The organism is Ferruginibacter sp. (assembly GCF_031391665.1).
Classification (GTDB): domain Bacteria; phylum Bacteroidota; class Bacteroidia; order Chitinophagales; family Chitinophagaceae; genus Ferruginibacter.
Genome location: NZ_JANMUN010000094.1, coordinates 1 through 18,259 on the forward strand (window position 1 = coordinate 1; position 18,259 = coordinate 18,259).

At 37.0% G+C, this 18,259-nt stretch carries 11 protein-coding genes; all 11 read left to right on the top strand.

What is annotated here, in order from left to right:
* On the top strand, positions 1-1,218 hold a 1,218-nt coding region (locus ACY651_RS07330; protein ID WP_462251204.1), incomplete at its 5' end, for a SusC/RagA family TonB-linked outer membrane protein.
* A gap of 19 nt (positions 1,219-1,237) precedes the next feature.
* Entirely contained in the window at positions 1,238-3,082 is a 1,845-nt protein-coding gene (locus tag ACY651_RS07335) for a RagB/SusD family nutrient uptake outer membrane protein (RefSeq protein WP_462251206.1), read from the top strand.
* Between the two features lie 24 nt (positions 3,083-3,106).
* Positions 3,107-4,051, top strand: a complete 945-nt coding sequence (locus tag ACY651_RS07340) for a hypothetical protein (protein ID WP_462251208.1) — start codon at positions 3,107-3,109, stop codon at positions 4,049-4,051.
* A 122-nt stretch (positions 4,052-4,173) separates the two neighbouring features.
* On the top strand, positions 4,174-5,820 hold the full coding sequence (locus ACY651_RS07345; protein ID WP_462251210.1) for a pectate lyase family protein: 1,647 nt from the start codon (positions 4,174-4,176) through the stop codon (positions 5,818-5,820).
* A gap of 111 nt (positions 5,821-5,931) precedes the next feature.
* Entirely contained in the window at positions 5,932-8,925 is a 2,994-nt protein-coding gene (locus tag ACY651_RS07350) for a DUF6298 domain-containing protein (protein WP_462251212.1), read from the top strand.
* Positions 8,926-9,260: 335 nt separating this feature from the next.
* A complete protein-coding gene (locus ACY651_RS07355) occupies positions 9,261-10,619 on the top strand; it encodes a glycoside hydrolase family 140 protein (RefSeq protein ID WP_462251214.1) in 1,359 nt (452 codons plus the stop codon).
* Positions 10,619-11,533 (top strand): glycoside hydrolase family 43 protein, encoded by a 915-nt coding sequence (locus ACY651_RS07360; RefSeq protein WP_462251216.1) that lies wholly within the window; start codon positions 10,619-10,621, stop codon positions 11,531-11,533. The genes ACY651_RS07355 and ACY651_RS07360 overlap by 1 nt, the downstream gene beginning before the upstream one ends.
* Before the next feature lie 10 nt (positions 11,534-11,543).
* Positions 11,544-13,388 (top strand): six-hairpin glycosidase, encoded by a 1,845-nt coding sequence (locus tag ACY651_RS07365; RefSeq protein ID WP_462251218.1) that lies wholly within the window; start codon positions 11,544-11,546, stop codon positions 13,386-13,388.
* 130 nt (positions 13,389-13,518) lie between these two features.
* Positions 13,519-14,931, top strand: a complete 1,413-nt coding sequence (locus ACY651_RS07370; protein ID WP_462251220.1) for an MGH1-like glycoside hydrolase domain-containing protein — start codon at positions 13,519-13,521, stop codon at positions 14,929-14,931.
* A 114-nt stretch (positions 14,932-15,045) separates the two neighbouring features.
* Positions 15,046-17,835, top strand: a complete 2,790-nt coding sequence (locus ACY651_RS07375; RefSeq protein WP_462251222.1) for a glycoside hydrolase family 2 protein — start codon at positions 15,046-15,048, stop codon at positions 17,833-17,835.
* 2 nt (positions 17,836-17,837) lie between these two features.
* Positions 17,838-18,259: glycoside hydrolase family 78 protein (locus ACY651_RS07380; RefSeq protein ID WP_462251224.1), on the top strand; the 422-nt coding region annotated here is incomplete at its 3' end.

An 18,259-nucleotide genomic window follows, 5' to 3' on the forward strand; every position in this document is an offset into this window, starting at 1 on the left:
GATGAGAAATTTATGCAAAGTATTAGTTTTATCAACAGCTTAAAATTAAGAGCTACTTATGGTTTAGTAGGCGAGGACAGGGTTGCTAATAAAACTTATGTAAACCGTTTCTCTCAAACACAGGGTTATTTATTTGGAAGCAACAATGTATTTACAAACGGACTTGATCCAAATTTATATCCTAACCCGGATGCAACATGGGAAAAAGCAAGAACTTTAAATATTGGTTTTGATGCAGCCATCATCAGAAGTAAAATAAATATTTCTGCCGATTTTTATCAGCGTTATATTTATGATGGCTTTAATCAATTAGATGCAGGTTTATTGCCAATAACAACCGGTTTACCTTCGGCAGTAAAAAATTACGGACAACAACTTTCATGGGGTGCAGAGTTTTCGGTAGGATATCGCACCAGGTTTAATACAAACTGGGGTTTTACCACCGATGTAAACTTTGGCTGGAGCAACAGCCAAATATTACAGCAGTATTATAATGCAAGTGCTTTTGGTTTGTATGGCAATAATGCTATTAGTAATCCAATTGGTAAAGATCCCCGCAAATACAACGGTAATAACTTTGGTTATATAACTACTGGCATTATTCGCTCACAAGCTGAGGTAGACGCTATTTTAGCTAAAAATCCTAACTACACCATTGGAGGTGTAAAACCACAAATTGGGTTTATGGATTTTAAAGATGTAAATGGCGATGGTAAAATTGATGATAATGATATTACAACAATGTTTGACCGTACTACTTCAATCATTGGTTTCGGAATTACATTTGGTGTAACTTATAAAGATTTTAAATTACAAACCAATATGAATTTAAGTATTGGTGGAAAACGTTTTTACGACAGCGAAGCCAGAAAAGCACCAACTACAACACAAAATGCACCACTATTCTGGAACGATACCTATAGCCTCGATAATCCAAATGGTAAATATCCAAGAGTTGATGCACCTTTAGCAAGGGAGAACTCCACTTTTTGGGCTGTAGATGGTACACAAAGCCGTATTAATAATATGGTACTATCCTATACAATGCCTAAGCGTATATCTGCTAAATATAAAATACCAGATTGTAAAATAATGGTTTCGGGTACTAACTTATGGAGCATTGCAAACCCATTAAAATACAAAGATCCTTATACCAGCAATTTTGCATCATATCCAACATTAAGAACAATTTCGCTTGGTTTAAACATCAGTTTATAATTCATTAATAAAAAGAAACATGAAATATATAAAACACATAAATGTAGCGTTAATAGCAATTGGCATTAGTGCAATTACATTTTCATCTTGTAAAAAAGATTTTTACGAAATTGAAGATCCGAATGGATTGGAAGTGGTAGGTGCATTTGAAGATGCAGGAGCAGTTGGGTTATTTTTAAACCGAACCTATTCATTAGTTATGCCGCAATGGCCGCTTTTAACTAATACCAATATTCATACTACAAGCGACGAGTCTAATAATGCCAATACTGCTTTCTTATACGGTCAGTTAGTAGAAAATTCAGTAACCGATATTGGCACAAGTGCCACTAATGCAACGCAAAACAGGTACGGTGATATTCGCCGTTGTAATCTTGCTATTGATGGTTTAAATGCCAGCGTTACAATACCAGATTCTGTTAAAAAACAACTTAAAGGGCAATTCTTCTTTTTAAGGGCTTTTACTTATTTTAGAATGGTTCGTTTATATGGTGGTGTGCCTTTAGTTTTAAAAGCACAAACATTAGATGAAGAAAATTTATCTGTTCCCCGTAGTAAAACCAGTGTATGTATTAAAGCAATTGCCAGCGATTTAGATTCTGCCGCAGCATATTTACCGGCAAGCTGGCCTGCTGCAGCCGAAATAAATAAAGTTACCAGGGCTGCGGCACTGGCTGTAAAAGGGAAAACTTTATTATTATGGGCCAGCCCTCAATTTAATATTACTAACGATGCCGTACGGTGGACAGATGCTTATGCTGCATGCAAGGTTGCTTATGATGCCTGTGTTGCTGATGGGTATGCTTTAGTAGCTAACTACGCAAATATTTTAATTACCGAAGATCATAAGGAAGCTTTATTAGTTAGAAAATACAGTACCAGCCGTGATTTGGGACATAATCTTGAAAACGTAACCCGTCCGGTTACTGAGTCTGCTGGTGGTGGTGGTCAAAATCAGCCTACCTGGAATTTAGCACAAGCCTATACAATGAATGATGGCACACCAATTTCGGCTGCTGGTTCGGGTTATAACGCAACACAGTTTTGGTTAAACCGGGATCCACGTTTTAATGCTACTATTGCTGTTAATGGAGATGTTTGGGCATTAAATGGAAAAACTGGCCGTCGCCAATGGTCCTACACTGGTGTAGTAAACGAAAATGCAGTCGAAGCTCAAATTAATACGGGCTTTTATTGCAAACGCTTAACCATTCCTTCTGTTACATTAGCTACAGTAGCTTATAATTCAAATTTTGGAGGCGGTAATGGTATGGATTGGATTGAAATGCGTTTTGCAGAAGTTATTGCAAACCTTGCCGAATGTGCAAATGAAACGGGTAATTTAACCGAAGCAAAAGATATGATACGCAGGTTACGCCAGCGGGCTGGTATTATAGCAGGTGCTAATGATTATGGCTTAGGCCTGGCTACCAATATGGCAGCTATGCGTACGTTAATTTTAAATGAGCGCCAGGTTGAGTTTGCAATGGAAGGTGGTATGCGATACCACGATTTACGCCGCACCCGTAATTTACATTTAATTACTGCACGCCAGGCATATAAGGTTACACCTAAATTACCTTATACCGCAGGAAATCTTCCTAATCCTATTGTTGTTGGTCGAATTTATTTAGATGTTGCCAATGCCCTGGGGTTTAAACCACGTGACACTGCTAATTTGAATAACCCATCTGTATATGCAGCTATGTTTAACGCTCCTGCAATTACTACATTGGAAGGCTCAAATGTTATAAGCATCCCAAACACTTATTATGCATATCCGTTACCAAATTTGTTTTCGCAAACACCCGGTATTGCTCAAACAATAGGATGGTCTGGCGGCACTTTTGACCCTTACCAATAATTTATGATTTAAAAAAAAGCTAAAATGAAAAAAATAATAATTCCAATAACAGTTGTGCTGCTTGCAGTAACAGCTTGCGAAAAAAAGACTTCGCCTGTTGATGAAAGCAATGCAACAATTACTTTACGAAACTCGGGTACTAATTTTGTAACTGATAATATTACAGTTAATCCAAAAGACAGCATATTTTTCGACTACACAGTTACCAGCAGCACTGATATGAGGTTTGTAAGTATTCAAAAAAACCCTGCAAACCAAACAGCTTTTGTTGTTAGAGATACAATGACTGCGGCTACTAAAAACAGTTATTCGGTGGTTAAGCGTTTAAGGGCTGATAGTATTAATGGCAGTTATATTTATCATTTTGTAGCGCATACTGCTAACGGCGTTTATATTGGCCATAAGGCAATAACTGTAACTGTGAAAGCTGATTACACTTTTTGGTCGTACCGTTTTTTAAAAGTGCCTGATTCTGCAGCAAAAATAAATAAATGTTATTTCGCAACCAGTAATGGAAACTCATACTCTTATTCTGACGGTGCATCAATATCAAACTTAATTGATTTTGGTTATTTCTATGATACAACTATGGTTACAGTAAACAGTACTTTACAACCTAAAGGACATACCATTTATACGCTCCCTAATACCATAACACCATTTGCACATTATGATATTAGTACCTGGACAAAAAATGCTACCCTTTTAAAAAGCACCAGTACTACAGTGGCAAGTATAACATCGGCTGGCGCTATACGTACGGCTTGTGTACCTGCGCTAAATTCTGGTACAGTAACAAGGTTTTCGCAAACAGACAGAGGGACGCAGGCTAATATTAATTTGTTGTTGACAGGACAAAATTTTGTTTTTAAAACTGTTACTGGTAAATATGGTGTAATGGGAGTTAGTTTTACTAATAATGAGGGCTCCAATTCATCTATCAATATTGATGTAAAAATTGAAAAATAAATAATTGATACAATACTTAAAAAAGAGAAAGCAATTCACTTTCTCTTTTTTTAATCATAAAAAATAAAAAACAACAATAATTTTATATTTCGTCGTCTAATATTTTTTAAACAGCAATCATAATGAAACATTCTTTTAAAAAAATATTTTTTGCCGCCATTATTTTAGGCAGTGTAAATAAAGCCAGTGCGCAATATCCCGATATTCCTGCCGATGTGCAAAAGGTATCCGATTCTTTAATGAAAGCATCAACGAGGCATTCAGATGCTGCATGGGCCATTGCTTACCCCATTATTTTACAACAGGAAAAAGAAGGCAAACCCTACATTCCATGGGCTTCACGTTTTGATGAATTACCGCAGGCAGACATTCCTGCATTTCCCGGAGCAGAAGGCGGTGGTAAATTTAGTTTTGGTGGCCGTGGCGGCAAAGTAATTGTGGTAACCAATTTAAATGATGATGGCGAAGGAAGTTTCAGGTGGGCATGTGAACAGGGTGGTGCAAGAATAATTGTTTTTAATGTAGCCGGTATTATTCGTATAAAAACTCCGGTAATTATAAGAGCACCCTACATCACTATACAGGGGCAAACTGCACCCGGCGATGGCGTTTGTTTGGCTGGCGAAAGTGTTTGGATAAATACGCATGATGTCATCATCCGCTACATGCGTTTCCGCCGTGGCGAAACATGGGTGGGCAGACGAGACGATGCCATTGGTGGTAATCCCATTGGCAATATTATGATTGATCATGTAAGTGCAAGTTGGGGCCTTGATGAAAACATGAGTATGTACCGCCACATGTACAACGACAGTACCGGTAAAATTGAAGATAAATTCCCTACTGTAAATATCACTATTCAAAATTCCATTTTTGCAGAAGCATTAGATACCTGGAACCATTCTTTTGGCAGCACATTAGGCGGCGAAAATTGTGCGTTTGTCCGTAACCTTTGGGCCAACAATGCAGGCCGCAATCCATCTATAGGATGGAACGGCGTTTTTAACTTTGCCAATAATGTAATGTTCAACTGGGTACACCGCTCTATTGATGGTGGCGACTACAGGGCACAATATAATATCATCAATAATTATTTTCAGCCTGGCCCGGCCACGCCAAAAAATAATGTTGGTCATAGAATTTTAAAACCCGAAAGCGGCCGAAGTAAATTAAAAGAAAGGTATTATGGCAGGGCTTATGTAAATGGAAATGTAATGGAAGGTTATCCGGCCATTACAAAAGATAACTGGAATGGTGGAGTACAGGTAGAAGAAGAAAATGGTGCAGGAAAATATGCAGCCAACATTAAATGGCCAAAGCCATTGCCCATGCCGCCAATAACTTTACTTAGTGCAAGCGAAGCAAGAAAATATGTACTGGCCAATGCAGGTGCTACATTGCCTGTAAGAGATGCAGTAGATACCCGAATTGTAAAGCAGGTAACCACAGGAAAAATAGAATATCCAGAAAATGTGGTGTTGCCCGAAACACAATTCAAACATCGCCGCCTGGCAAAAGATTCATACAAAATTGGCATAATAACAGAACCATCGCAAATGGGCGGCTATCCCGAATACAAAGGCACTGCTTACAAAGACAGTGATAATGATGGTATGCCCGATGCATATGAAATAAAAAATAAACTTAATCCCAATGAGGCAGCGGATGCAGCAAAAATTACTAATAGCGGGTACAGCAATATTGAAGTATATTTAAATAGTGTAGTAGATATTAAAAATGTAAAGCCGCTTACAGCGGCTAAAAAATAATTTTTTATAACCAGCTTTAGAATTACTGTTGAGCTGTTGTGGCGTCGCACTCTTCAACAGTATAACTTTATTGAACTTTTATTGAAGCGAATAAAAATATACGGCTCATTAGTGAATACAAAAAAAGCATATCATCAACTCTTTCTTATAGCAGCAGTTGTTTTTGGGTTACAGCAGGTTTTACAAGCGCAAAAAATTGTAAAGCCTGCTCCTTTATTTATCGATAAAGGAAAATTAATTTACACCCCCGATACTCTAGGCAACCGCATTCCCGATTTTTCTTATTGCGGTTACAAAGCCTCAGAACAAGCAATCCCTAATGTTGAAATAAAAATTGTGTTGCCTGTTGCCAAAGGCGATGCAACATTCCGCATTCAAGCTGCATTGGATTATGTGGCTTCATTACCACTTGATGCCAATGGTTTTCGTGGTGCCGTGTTATTGCAGAAAGGTACGTATGAAGTTTTTGGTCAATTACGAATTACAGCAAGTGGAGTAGTGTTACGTGGAAGTGGAATGAATGCAAACGGTACAACCATCATTGGAGCAGGTACAGGAAGGTTAGCATTGATAAAGATTGTAGGAAAGAATAAACTGGAAAAAGAATTTAATGGTTATAAGATTATTGATTCTTATGTGCCCGTAAACGCTGCACAATTTCATGTTGATAGTTCAGTCATAAACAAACAGCTTCCAACAAAAATATTTATCCGCCGTCCTTCTACTAAAAACTGGATAGCAATATTAGGAACAGATATTTTCGGAGGAGGTATCTCCGCATTGGGCTGGAAGCCCGGCAATAGGGATCTGTTCTTCGATAGAACTATTACAAAAATTGACGGCAATACAATTACTATTGATGCTCCACTAACTACTGCAATAGATTCTGCGTATGGTGGCGGAATGATATATGGGTATAGCTGGGAAGGGAGAATAGAAAACTGCGGTATTGAAAACCTGCGTTGCAATTCTGTCTATGATAAAAATAATTTAAAAGACGAAGACCATCGCTGGAATGCGATCAATATAGAAAATGCGACTGATGCCTGGGTGCGGCAGATCAGTTTTGAAAATTTTGCAGGCTCAGCAGTAAGTGTTTTGGAAACATCAAAAAGAATTACGATAGAAGATTGTATTTCAAAACATCCTGTATCTGAAATTGGTGGACAACGGAGGTACACATTTTTAACCAGCGGGCAGCAAACTTTATTTCAACGTTGTTATGCCGAAAATGGTTACCACGATTTTGCAACCGGATATTGTGCTCCCGGCCCTAATGCCTTTGTACAATGCGAAAGCGTTTTGCCTTACAGTTTTAGTGGCGCTATTGATAGTTGGGCAAGCGGTGTGTTGTTTGATGTGGTTAATGTTGATGGTAATGCTTTGCGATTTGGCAACCGTGGGCAAGATGCTAACGGTGCCGGATGGGCAGCGGCAAACAGTGTGTTGTGGAATTGTACCGCTGCAAGAATAGATTGTTATAAACCACCCACTGCACAAAACTGGTCATTTGGTAGTTGGGCGCAATTTAGTGGTGATGGCTATTGGGGCGAATCGAATAATACTATTACACCAAGAAGTTTGTATTATGCACAATTGGCGCAACGCCTTAATAAGAACGTAGATCAAATGGCGCAGCTTTTATACATTCCAACAGAAGCCAGCAGCAGCCCTTCGGTAGAAACTGCAATGGAATTAACCAGGCAAGCTGCAAAACCACGTAAGCAATTAATTGAATGGATTATTGAAGCATCGCAAAGAAATGCTATAACAATAAGTACCGCTGGAATTAAAACAATTGATGCCATAGGAATTAAAAAATTACCGGCAGCAATGCCTGCCCCTGCAATGAAAATAGAAAATGGTTGGTTGGTAAGAAATGGCGAAGTGATTACAGGAAAAAGACAAAATGTACAATGGTGGAGTGGTGGTGTACAGGGAAAAGATTTGCAAAACGCTAAAGCACATATCACCCGTTTTGTGCCCGGCAGAACTGGAAAAGGTTTAACCGATGATTTGAATGAAGTAACATATGAAATGAAAGTAACCCACACTATTGCCATAGAACACAATTATGGTTTGTGGTACGACAGAAGAAGGGATGATCACCAAAGAGTAAAAAGAATGGACGGCGAAGTGTGGCCACCGTTTTACGAATTGCCATTTGCAAGAAGCGGAAAAGAAATTGCATGGGATGGATTGAGTAAATACGATCTTACTAAATACAATTTATTTTACTGGAGCCGCTTAAAACAATTTGCAGACCTGGCCGATGAAAAAGGTTTATTGTTGATGCATCAAAATTATTTTCAGCACAACATAATTGAAGCAGGTGCACACTATGCCGATTTTCCATGGCGTACTGCCAATAATATTAACAACACAGGTTTTGTGGAGCCGGTTAATTATGCAGGAGATAAAAGAATATTTTATGCGGAGCAGTTTTATGATATCAGCAATCCTGTTAGAAGAGAGGTTCATAAAAAATATATTCGCCAGTGTTTAAATAATTTCAAAGATAATAACGGTGTGATACAATTGATAGGCGAAGAGTTTACCGGCCCAATACATTTTGTAAAATTTTGGTTAGATGTAATTAAAGATTGGGAAAAAGAAACGGGCAAACACCCCATCATTGGGTTAAGTGTAACCAAAGATGTACAGGATGCCATTTTAAATTTGCCAGTCTATGCTGCAATTATTGATGTAATCGATATTCGTTACTGGCATTACCAGGCCGATGGTACAGTGTATGCGCCACCGGGCGGGCAAAATTTAGCACCACGCCAGCATGCCCGTTTATTAAAACCAAAGAAAACAAGTTTTGAACAGGTTTATCGTGCCGTAAAAGAATACCGGGAAAAATATCCAGCAAAAGCAGTTATGTATAGCGGTGATAGTTATCCCGAATTTGGAATGGCAGTATTTATGGCGGGAGGAAGTTTGCCGGTATTGCCCAATGATATTAATGCGGCATTATTAAAAGCTGCAACAACTATGAAGCCGCTTACTTCACAAAATAAAAATGAATCCATATTGAGTGATGGTAAGAATAGTATTGTGTATGATGTTGAAACGAAGAAAATTAAAACCCCTATCCCCTAAAGGGGAAAATGTAGAAGATTAAAGCGTAGGATGGGTCACACCCTAAAGAGTGGCTCACCCGGCGGCAGAAGTGAAAAATATTTGAGTGAATAAGCCCTGCCTCTTAATAAGAAAAATGGCAAGGAATGAAAAGAAGAATATAAATAAAAATAGCTCCGTAGGAGCTTAAGGTGGGTAGAAAAAATAAAAGCCGAGTTGTTGCGCCCTGTAGGGACGACAGGTGCTGAACAGCAAAACATAACAAACAAAACACAATTAAAGCTCAATAAAGAACCGGACGTACAAGTGAGTGACACAACGATGTTGAACAAAGATTAATTGCTTGTCCCAAAAAAATGAAAAAATATTTTACCATAGTATTATTAATAGCAACGTTTTTTTCTAATGCACAAATGCAGCCTTTAAAAATTGCTGCTAACAAAAGGTATTTTGCAACTAAAGATGGTAAGCCATTTTTTTGGTTGGGTGATACAGGCTGGTTGCTTTTAAAAAAATGCAAAAAGGAAGAAGCCATTGCATATTTAGATGACCGTAAACAAAAAGGCTTTAATGTAATACAGGTAATGTTATTGCACGAATTGGATGTTACCGATGCTTATGACGATTCTGCATTGATTAATAAAAACGTAGCTACGCCCAATCTTTCGGGTAAATATAACTACTGGGATAATGTAGATTTTGTAATTAAAGAAGCGGCTAAGCGTAATATTTATATGGCATTGGTGCCGGTTTGGGGCGGAAATATTAAATATGTTTCGGTAGAGCAGGCAAAAACTTATGCAACATTTTTAGCCAACCGGTATAAAAATAAAACCAATATCATCTGGTTAAATGGCGGTGATATTAAAGGTGCTGATGCATTGGATAAATGGAATGCACTGGGCAGCACACTTCGTGCTATTGATAAAAATCATTTAATTACTTTTCACCCACGGGGAAGAAATTCTTCTTCTGCCTGGTTTCAAAATGAAAAATGGATGGACTTTAATATGTTTCAAAGCGGCCACAGAAGTTACGCACAGGATACTTCTGCCAATGAAACTTTACATTATGGAGAAGATAACTGGAAGTACGTTGAAGATGATTATAATTTAATACCAACAAAGCCAACATTTGATGGCGAGCCGAGTTATGAAGATATTCCGTATGGTTTGCATAAATCTACCGACCCTTATTGGCAGGATTATGAAATTCGCCGGTATGCATACTGGAGTGTGTTTGCCGGTGCTGCAGGTTTTACTTATGGACATAATTCGGTGATGCAGTTTTATACACCGGGAGATTCCGGCATTTCATTTTTTCCAAAAATAAAATGGCAGGATGGACTGAGTGCGCCGGGTGCAATGCAAATGCAGTATTTAAAAAAATTAATGTTGAACAAATCTTATTTTGACAGAGTGCCCGACCAAGCAATGATTATTGGTAATGGAGAAAAATATGAAAGAGTACTTGGTACAAAGGGAAAAGGCTATGCCATGTTTTATGTTTATAATGGGAGGAGTTTTGAAATAAATACAGGCAGGATGGGATTTCAATTCATAAAAACCTCATGGTTTAATCCCAGGAATGGAAGTATCCGGGATACTCATATTTCAAGAACTAGGGATACAGAATTGTTTAAACCACCCGGTAAACTCGAAAATGGTAATGATTGGGTATTAATTATTGAAAAAGTAACATTCAAGAATCAATAGTGAGTAAGAAATACTTTATATACTTTGTTGTGTTTTTATTTGTTGCAGGAATTTTTTCCTGTAACAAAAAAGCATACCTGTTCACTTCTTTTCACGAACCTGCAAATGAAGGCTTACGAATGTTATTTAGCAAAGATGGTTACCATTGGAAAACTATGGATAGTATTTATTTAAAACCATTAATTGGTAAAGATAAAATTATGAGAGACCCATCCATGTTGCAGGGGCCGGATGGTACTTTTCATTTGGTATGGACAACAGAATGGAAAGGCGGTAATGGTTTTGGTTATGCATCTTCTAAAAATTTAAATAACTGGAGTGCACAACAATATATTCCGGTAATGCAAAAAGAAACCACTGTTGTAAATGTGTGGGCACCCGAATTATTTTATGATGATGAAAATAAGCAGTTCATCATTATATGGGCCTCTACCATTCCTTTTAAGTTTGAAAAAGGCGAAGAAGCAGAAGATAATAACCACCGGATGTATTATGTAACCACCAAAGATTTTAAAACATTTTCTGACGCTAAATTATTTCTCGACCCTAAGTTTAGTGTGATAGATGCGGTGATTGTAAAGAGAGCTGCAAAAGAGTATGTGCTGGTATTAAAAGATAACACAAGGCCCGAAAGAAATATTAAAGTAGCCTTTGCAAATAATCCAATGGGACCATGGAAAAATATTTCGAAACCTTTTACAGAAAAATTTACCGAAGGTCCGGCAGTAGCAAAAGTAAAAGATGGGTATCTGATTTATTATGATGTGTACCAGAATAAAAAATATGGTGCCTCTTTCACTAAAGATTTTAAAATTTTTATAAAGGCAGATAGTTTAATAAACGTGCCATTGAATCATAAACATGGAACGATTGTGCTGGTAAGAAAAAAAATTGTTAAGCATTTATTGAATTAGAATAAAAAAAATGAAGTTAGCGGTAAGATATATTTTATTATCAAGTATCTGTTTTTTCTCCCCTTCAGGGGATGGGGGCTTAGTTGCACAGGATACAGTTCGGTACACAGGCAGCACTTTATCTAACGTAGATTATCACCACGGTCAGCTATCTCCTGCCATTGGCGTACACAACATACAAACCATGAGGGCCAACCGGGCAGATACCGGCGCAACATGGTGGACGTACAACCATGCACCCATGCTGGCGTACTGGAACAATACTTTTTACTTAGAATATTTAAGCAATCCGGTTGGCGAGCATGAGGGCAAAGGACAAACGTTATTACAAACTTCAAAAGATGGCTATAGCTGGAACTATCCTGTTGTTATTTTTCCTCCTTATAGATTAATTGATGGCACTGTAAAAGAAGGTAAAAAAGATTCTGCAAAAAATGATTTTGCTGTAATGCACCAGCGTATTGGTTTTTATACATCAAAAAGTAAAAGGTTTTTTGCATTGGGATATTATGGAATTGTGCTGGGGCAAAAAGATGACCCCAATGATGGCAATGGTGTGGGAAGGGTGATAAGGGAGATAAAAGAAGATGGCAGTTTTGGAGCTATTCATTTTTTACGCTACAATCATGCCTTCAATGAAAAAAATACCAGCTATCCGTTTTATAAAAAATCAAAAGATGCAGCATTTATAAAAGCCTGCGAAGAGATTTTAGCAACACCGTTATTGATGCAGCAAATGGTGGAAGAAGCTGACCGTAACGATCCGTTAATCTATTTGAAAAAAGATTTTAAAGCATTTAATTATTATCATTTACCCAATGGTAATGTTGTTGGATTGTGGAAATATGCATTAACCAGCATTAGTAAAGATGAAGGTAAGACATGGCGATACGGTCCTTTAAGAGCGCCGGGCTTTGTAAACGCCAATGCAAAAATATGGGGACAAAAAACTTCGGATAATAAATACGCTGCTGTTTATAATCCATCGGAGTTTAGATGGCCATTGGCAGTTAGCTTAAGTGATGATGGCTTGCAATATAAAAATTTGTTACTGGTAAATGGAGAGATCAGTTCGCTGCGGTATGGCGGTGCTTACAAAAGTTATGGTCCGCAATATGTACGTGGCATACCCGAAATGGATGGTACGCCACCCAATGGAAATATGTGGGTTACGTACAGCATGAACAAAGAAGATATGTGGGTGAGCAAAATTCCAGTACCTGTAACAAATAAAGTAACAGCAGATGTAGATGATGTGTTTGATGAAAAAAAAGATGGCGAAGAATTGAAAGAATGGAATATTTTTAGTCCGCTTTGGAGTAAGGTAGCGATGGAAAAAATTACTGGCAAAAAAGTATTGGCTTTACATGATAGCGACCCGTTTGATTATGCAAAAGCAGAAAGAGTTTTTCCTGCGGCAAAAAAATTAACATTAGAATTTACTATTACTCCACAACAAAATAATACCGGCAATTTAGAAATTGAAATAGTGAATGCAAGCGGAACACCATGCTTACGATTAATGCTGGATTCAGCAGCGAATATTTTAACCAAGCAGGGATATCGCAATAAATCTCTGGGAAAATATACTGCCGGAGAAGTGCTGAACATAAAAATTGAACTAAATACCGCTACAAGATTTTACATGGTTACCATCAATGGTAAAGCTTCCAACAATATTTGTTTTGCACCGGTGGAGAGCGTAGAGAGAATTGTTTTTAGAACGGGTGGCACAAGACGTTTCCCCAATGCAGATACACCCACCGACCAGGATTATGATTTACCTAATGCCAATGCAAAAGATAAGGAAGCCATTTATTTTATTCATTATTTAAAAACTACTTCTTTAAAATAACGTGTTTAAAAGACTATTAATATCGCTTATTATTATTTTAGTTTACTGTAATTGTTTTTCGCAGAAGAGTGCTAATCCTCTTGTGTTAAAAGCCAGCAGTTACAAACATTATGTTGATTACTTTAACAAAATGGAGGACGAGAACATTAAGCAAGCCATACCTAACGACAGTGCATGGAACTGGATGCAAAAAAATATTCCACTGTTTGAATGTCCGCAACAAAATTTTGAAGAAATATTTTATTACCGCTGGTGGACATTACGCAAGCATATAAAAAAAACAGAAAAAGGTTTTGTGTTTACAGAGTTTTTAGTGCAGAGAAGTTATGCTGATAAATACAATCTTATTGCCAGCGCATTGGGCCATCACATTTACGAAAGCCGCTGGCTGCATGATAAAAAGTACATGGATGATAATTTAAAAGTGTGGTACCGTGGTAATGATGGTAAGCCGTTGAAAAAATTACGTTTTTACAGTAGTTGGAATATGGATGCTATTTATAATCGTTACTTGGTAAATAATGATAAAAAATTTGTAGTTGATCTGTTGCCCGATTTAGAAGGTGATTATGCAGAATGGGAAAAAGAAAAGATGGGAGCAAACGGTTTGTACTGGCAATACGATGTAAGAGATGCTATGGAAGAAACCATCAGCGGAGGCAGAAAAGAAAAAAATCCACGGCCGAGTATTAACGGATATATGTATGGTAATGCAATGGCATTAGGAAAAATAGGAAGACTTGATGAAAATAATAATCATTGGCTAGTATATTATGCTAAAGCTGATTCAATAAAGAATGCCTTGCAGTTAAAACTTTGGAACAGGAATCATAATTTTTTTGAAGTACGAAAAGAACAAGGCGATACCTTAGCCAATGTAAAAGAAGAAATTGGTTTTATCCCCTGGTACTTTAATATGCCCGATAAAGATTATAATATTGCCTGGAAAAGTTTAACTGATACTAAAATATTTTGTGCGCCATTTGGTATAACAACTGCAGATAGAAGTCATCCTTTGTTTAGAACACATGGTTGTTGCAAATGCGAATGGGATGGTGCCGTGTGGCCTTTTGCAACATCGCAAACATTAACTGCTATGGCAAACCTGCTGAACAATTATAAACAGGATTATGTAGCTGATTCCAATTATTTTTTGTTGTTAAATACTTATGTAGAATCGCAGTATTACCGTGGTTGTCCTTATATTGGCGAATACCTTGATGAAAAAACCGGTTACTGGTTAAAAGGCGATGAAGAAAGAAGCCGCTATTACAATCACTCTACTTTTAATGATTTAATTATTACCGGCCTGGTTGGTTTGCGGCCAAGGGCCGACGATAGCATAGTAGTAAATCCTTTATTACCTGCTAACAAATGGGATTGGTTTTGTTTGGATAATGTGTTGTATCATGGAAAAATTATTACCATCATTTGGGATAAGACCGGAGTGAAATATAAAAAAGGCAAGGGGTTGAGTGTTTTTGTAAATGGAAAAAGAATTGCAGTTTCGGAAAAATTGGAAAAGCTTACAGGAAAATTGTAATTAATATTTTTCTGCATTACGCTTAGATAAAAGCTGAATAAAGTACTCAAAGTACAAGAGTGCGACGCAACGATGATCACATAAAAAACAAAAGCCGGGCTCAAAAAAATAAAAATGTTGAAAAAAATTATACATATCGTTTTACTTACTCACTATTCACTATTCACTATTCACGCTTTTGCTCAGCAAACAGAAAAAATATACCTCTCCGGTACCGGCAGCAACGATACCAAACAATGGGAGTTTATGTGTACTGGCGGCATGAATGCCAACCAATGGAAAAAAATTGCTGTACCCGGTTGCTGGGAATTACAGGGTTTTGGTAAATACGATTATGGTTTTGCAAAAGATAGTGTGAGAGGGAAAGAAACAGGTTTGTATAAATATAATTTTAGAGCGCCTGTAGCATGGAAAAATAAAAAAATAAATATTGTTTTTGAAGGTGTGATGACGGATGCTGAAGTAAAAATTAATGGCGTGAGTGCAGGAGAAATTCACCAGGGCGCTTTTTATGCTTTTAAATATGATATAACAAAGTTGTTGAAGTACGGGAACGAAAATTTACTGGAAGTAACTGTTGCAAAACATTCCACCAACCCATCAGTAAATGAAGCGGAACGTAAAGCAGACTTTTGGATTTTTGGTGGGATATTCAGGCCGGTATACTTGGAAGCGCTTCCTGAAATTCATTTTAATGCAGTTGCAATTGATGCCGCAGCAAATGGAAGTTTTACCACAGTGATAAATACGAATTACAAGAATCAGCATTTTAATGTAGCTGTGAATGTTTTTGATAATAATGGAATGCCATTAGGGAATATCAAAACATATAGCCCTAATGATAACGCAGCGAATATTTTTGTAGCACGACGAAAATTTTCTAATGTTAAATTATGGAATACAGAAACTCCCACCTTATATAATGCTGTCTTTTTATTTTATAACAAAGAAGGAAAAATAATTCATACTGCTTCGCAAAAATTTGGATTCAGGACTGTCGAAGTAAAACCACGTGATGGCATTTATGTAAATGGTATTAAAGTAAAAATGAAAGGCGTTAACCGTCATTCTTTTCGTCCGGAAACGGGAAGAACCACCAGCAAACAAATTAGTATTGAAGATGTGTTGCTGCTGAAAGATATGAACATGAATGCCGTGCGGATGAGCCATTACCCACCTGATGATCATTTCTTAGATGCCTGCGATTCGTTAGGATTATTTGTGATTGATGAGTTGGCTGGCTGGCATGGAAATTATGATACGAAGACCGGAACAAAGTTGCTGCAGGAAATGATTAGCCATGATGTAAATCATCCATCAATAATCATGTGGGCCAATGGCAACGAAGGCGGACATAATTTAGAATTGGATAGATTATTTAATGAGTTTGATATTCAAAAACGTCCTGTAATTCATCCATGGCAATTATTTAATGGTATTGAAACACAACATTACAGAGAGTATAATTATGGCATTGGCAATTACGAAAAGGGAAAAGAGATTATAATGCCTACCGAATTTTTACATGGTCAATTTGATGGCGGCCATGGGGCAGGATTAGAAGATTACTGGGAAAAGATGTGGCACAACCCGTTAAGCGCTGGTGGTTTTTTGTGGGACTTTGCTGATAATGCTGTTGTAAGAAAAGATAAAAATGATTCTTTAGATACTGATAAGCACAGAGCTGCTGATGGTATACTGGGGCCGCATATGGAAAAAGAAGGAAGTTTTTATGCAATAAAAGAAATCTGGAGCCCGGTGTATTTTGAACGAAAGGAAATTACGGATGCTTTTGATGGTAAATTTTATATAGAGAACCGTTATCATTTTAACAATATCAACACCTGTAGTTTTAGCTGGAAGTTGAAACGGTTAGATGTAAATAATTCTAAGGAGAAAACAGGGACTGCTGTTGCGCCAAATTTAACTCCTAATGCTAAAGGTGTGTTGCAATTGAATTTACCTGCTGACTGGAATTTTTATGATGTACTCTATGTTACAGCTAAAGACAGGTACAACAAAGAATTATTTACCTGGAGTTTTCCTATAAGTAGCAGAGAGAAAATTAATGAGCGCTTTATTGAAAGAGAAAGTAATTCAAAAATTACTGTGCCTGTTGCAGATACAACTTTGATTTATGTAAATGTAAAAGATGTTTCATTAGTTTTTAATGAAATTAATGGTAAAGTTATTTCCATTAAAAATAAAAATGGAATGGTGCCATTTAGTAACGGACCAGTAATAGATGAAGGCGAGAACAATTTTAAGGGAATTAAACAGTATTGGGAAAATGATACTTATATCATTGAATCAACCTTTGATAAAAAAGATAGTTACAATACTTTGCAATGGACAATTTATCCATCAGGGTTGATAAAAATGGAAGTGCATTATTTCCCTGCTTCTTATTTTACCAATACAGTAGGTGTTAATTTCTCTTTTCCTGAAAGCGAAATAAAAGCTGTTGAATATATGGGCAATGGTCCTTACCGTGTTTGGAAAAACAGGATGAAAGGAAACAAATTTGGAGTTTGGAATAAGGAATATAATAATACTGAAACGGGAGAAGCGCCATGGATTTATCCGGAGTTTAAGGGTTATCACAGTAATATGTACTGGTGTAAATTTATTGGTAAACAAAATTCATTTACAGTGTATGCCGAAACCGAAGATTTGTTTTTCCGGCTTTTTACACCTGCATTCAAAACCGATCAATGGCATAATTATGAACCACTATTTCCATCAGGGAATATATCTTTTATGCAGGGCATCAGTGCTATCGGCAGCAAAACGCAACGCAACGAAACTACCGGCCCAATGGGCATGAAGAATATTTTTTATGATTACGAAAAAGATCCGGCAAGAGCATTAAAGATGGTATTGTATTTTGATTTTAATAACTGAGTATGAAAATTAAATTAATTATAGCATTTGTATTTACTGGATTAATTGCAACTGCACAGGTAACTATTAAAAACCTGCGTTGCGAAATGCTCACCAATCCTTTAGGTATTGATGTTACGCAACCAAGATTCAGCTGGCAGTTAGAAAGCAATCAAAGAAATGTAACGCAAATTTCTTATCAAATTATTGCTAGCAGCAGCGAACAAAAATTAAAAATAAACGACGGCGATGTTTGGAATTCGGGAATTATAAATGATAGTAAATCTTTACTCATTAGTTATGGCGGAAAAAAATTACAATCTGCAACCAAATATTTTTGGAAGGTAAAAGTAATTACCAATAAAGGTGCCGCAAATGAGGAAGAAACTGCTTTCTTCTCTACAGGGTTATTAAATATTCAAGACTGGAAAGCAAAATGGATCGG

Coding starts and splice junctions, on each gene's coding strand:
- ACY651_RS07370 (WP_462251220.1), top strand. CDS start 13,519: ATGGAGGACGAGAACATTAAGCAAGCCATACCTAACGACAGTGCATGG.
- ACY651_RS07375 (WP_462251222.1), top strand. CDS start 15,046: ATGTTGAAAAAAATTATACATATCGTTTTACTTACTCACTATTCACTA.
- ACY651_RS07345 (WP_462251210.1), top strand. CDS start 4,174: ATGAAACATTCTTTTAAAAAAATATTTTTTGCCGCCATTATTTTAGGC.
- ACY651_RS07335 (WP_462251206.1), top strand. CDS start 1,238: ATGAAATATATAAAACACATAAATGTAGCGTTAATAGCAATTGGCATT.
- ACY651_RS07340 (WP_462251208.1), top strand. CDS start 3,107: ATGAAAAAAATAATAATTCCAATAACAGTTGTGCTGCTTGCAGTAACA.
- ACY651_RS07355 (WP_462251214.1), top strand. CDS start 9,261: ATGAAAAAATATTTTACCATAGTATTATTAATAGCAACGTTTTTTTCT.
- ACY651_RS07365 (WP_462251218.1), top strand. CDS start 11,544: ATGAAGTTAGCGGTAAGATATATTTTATTATCAAGTATCTGTTTTTTC.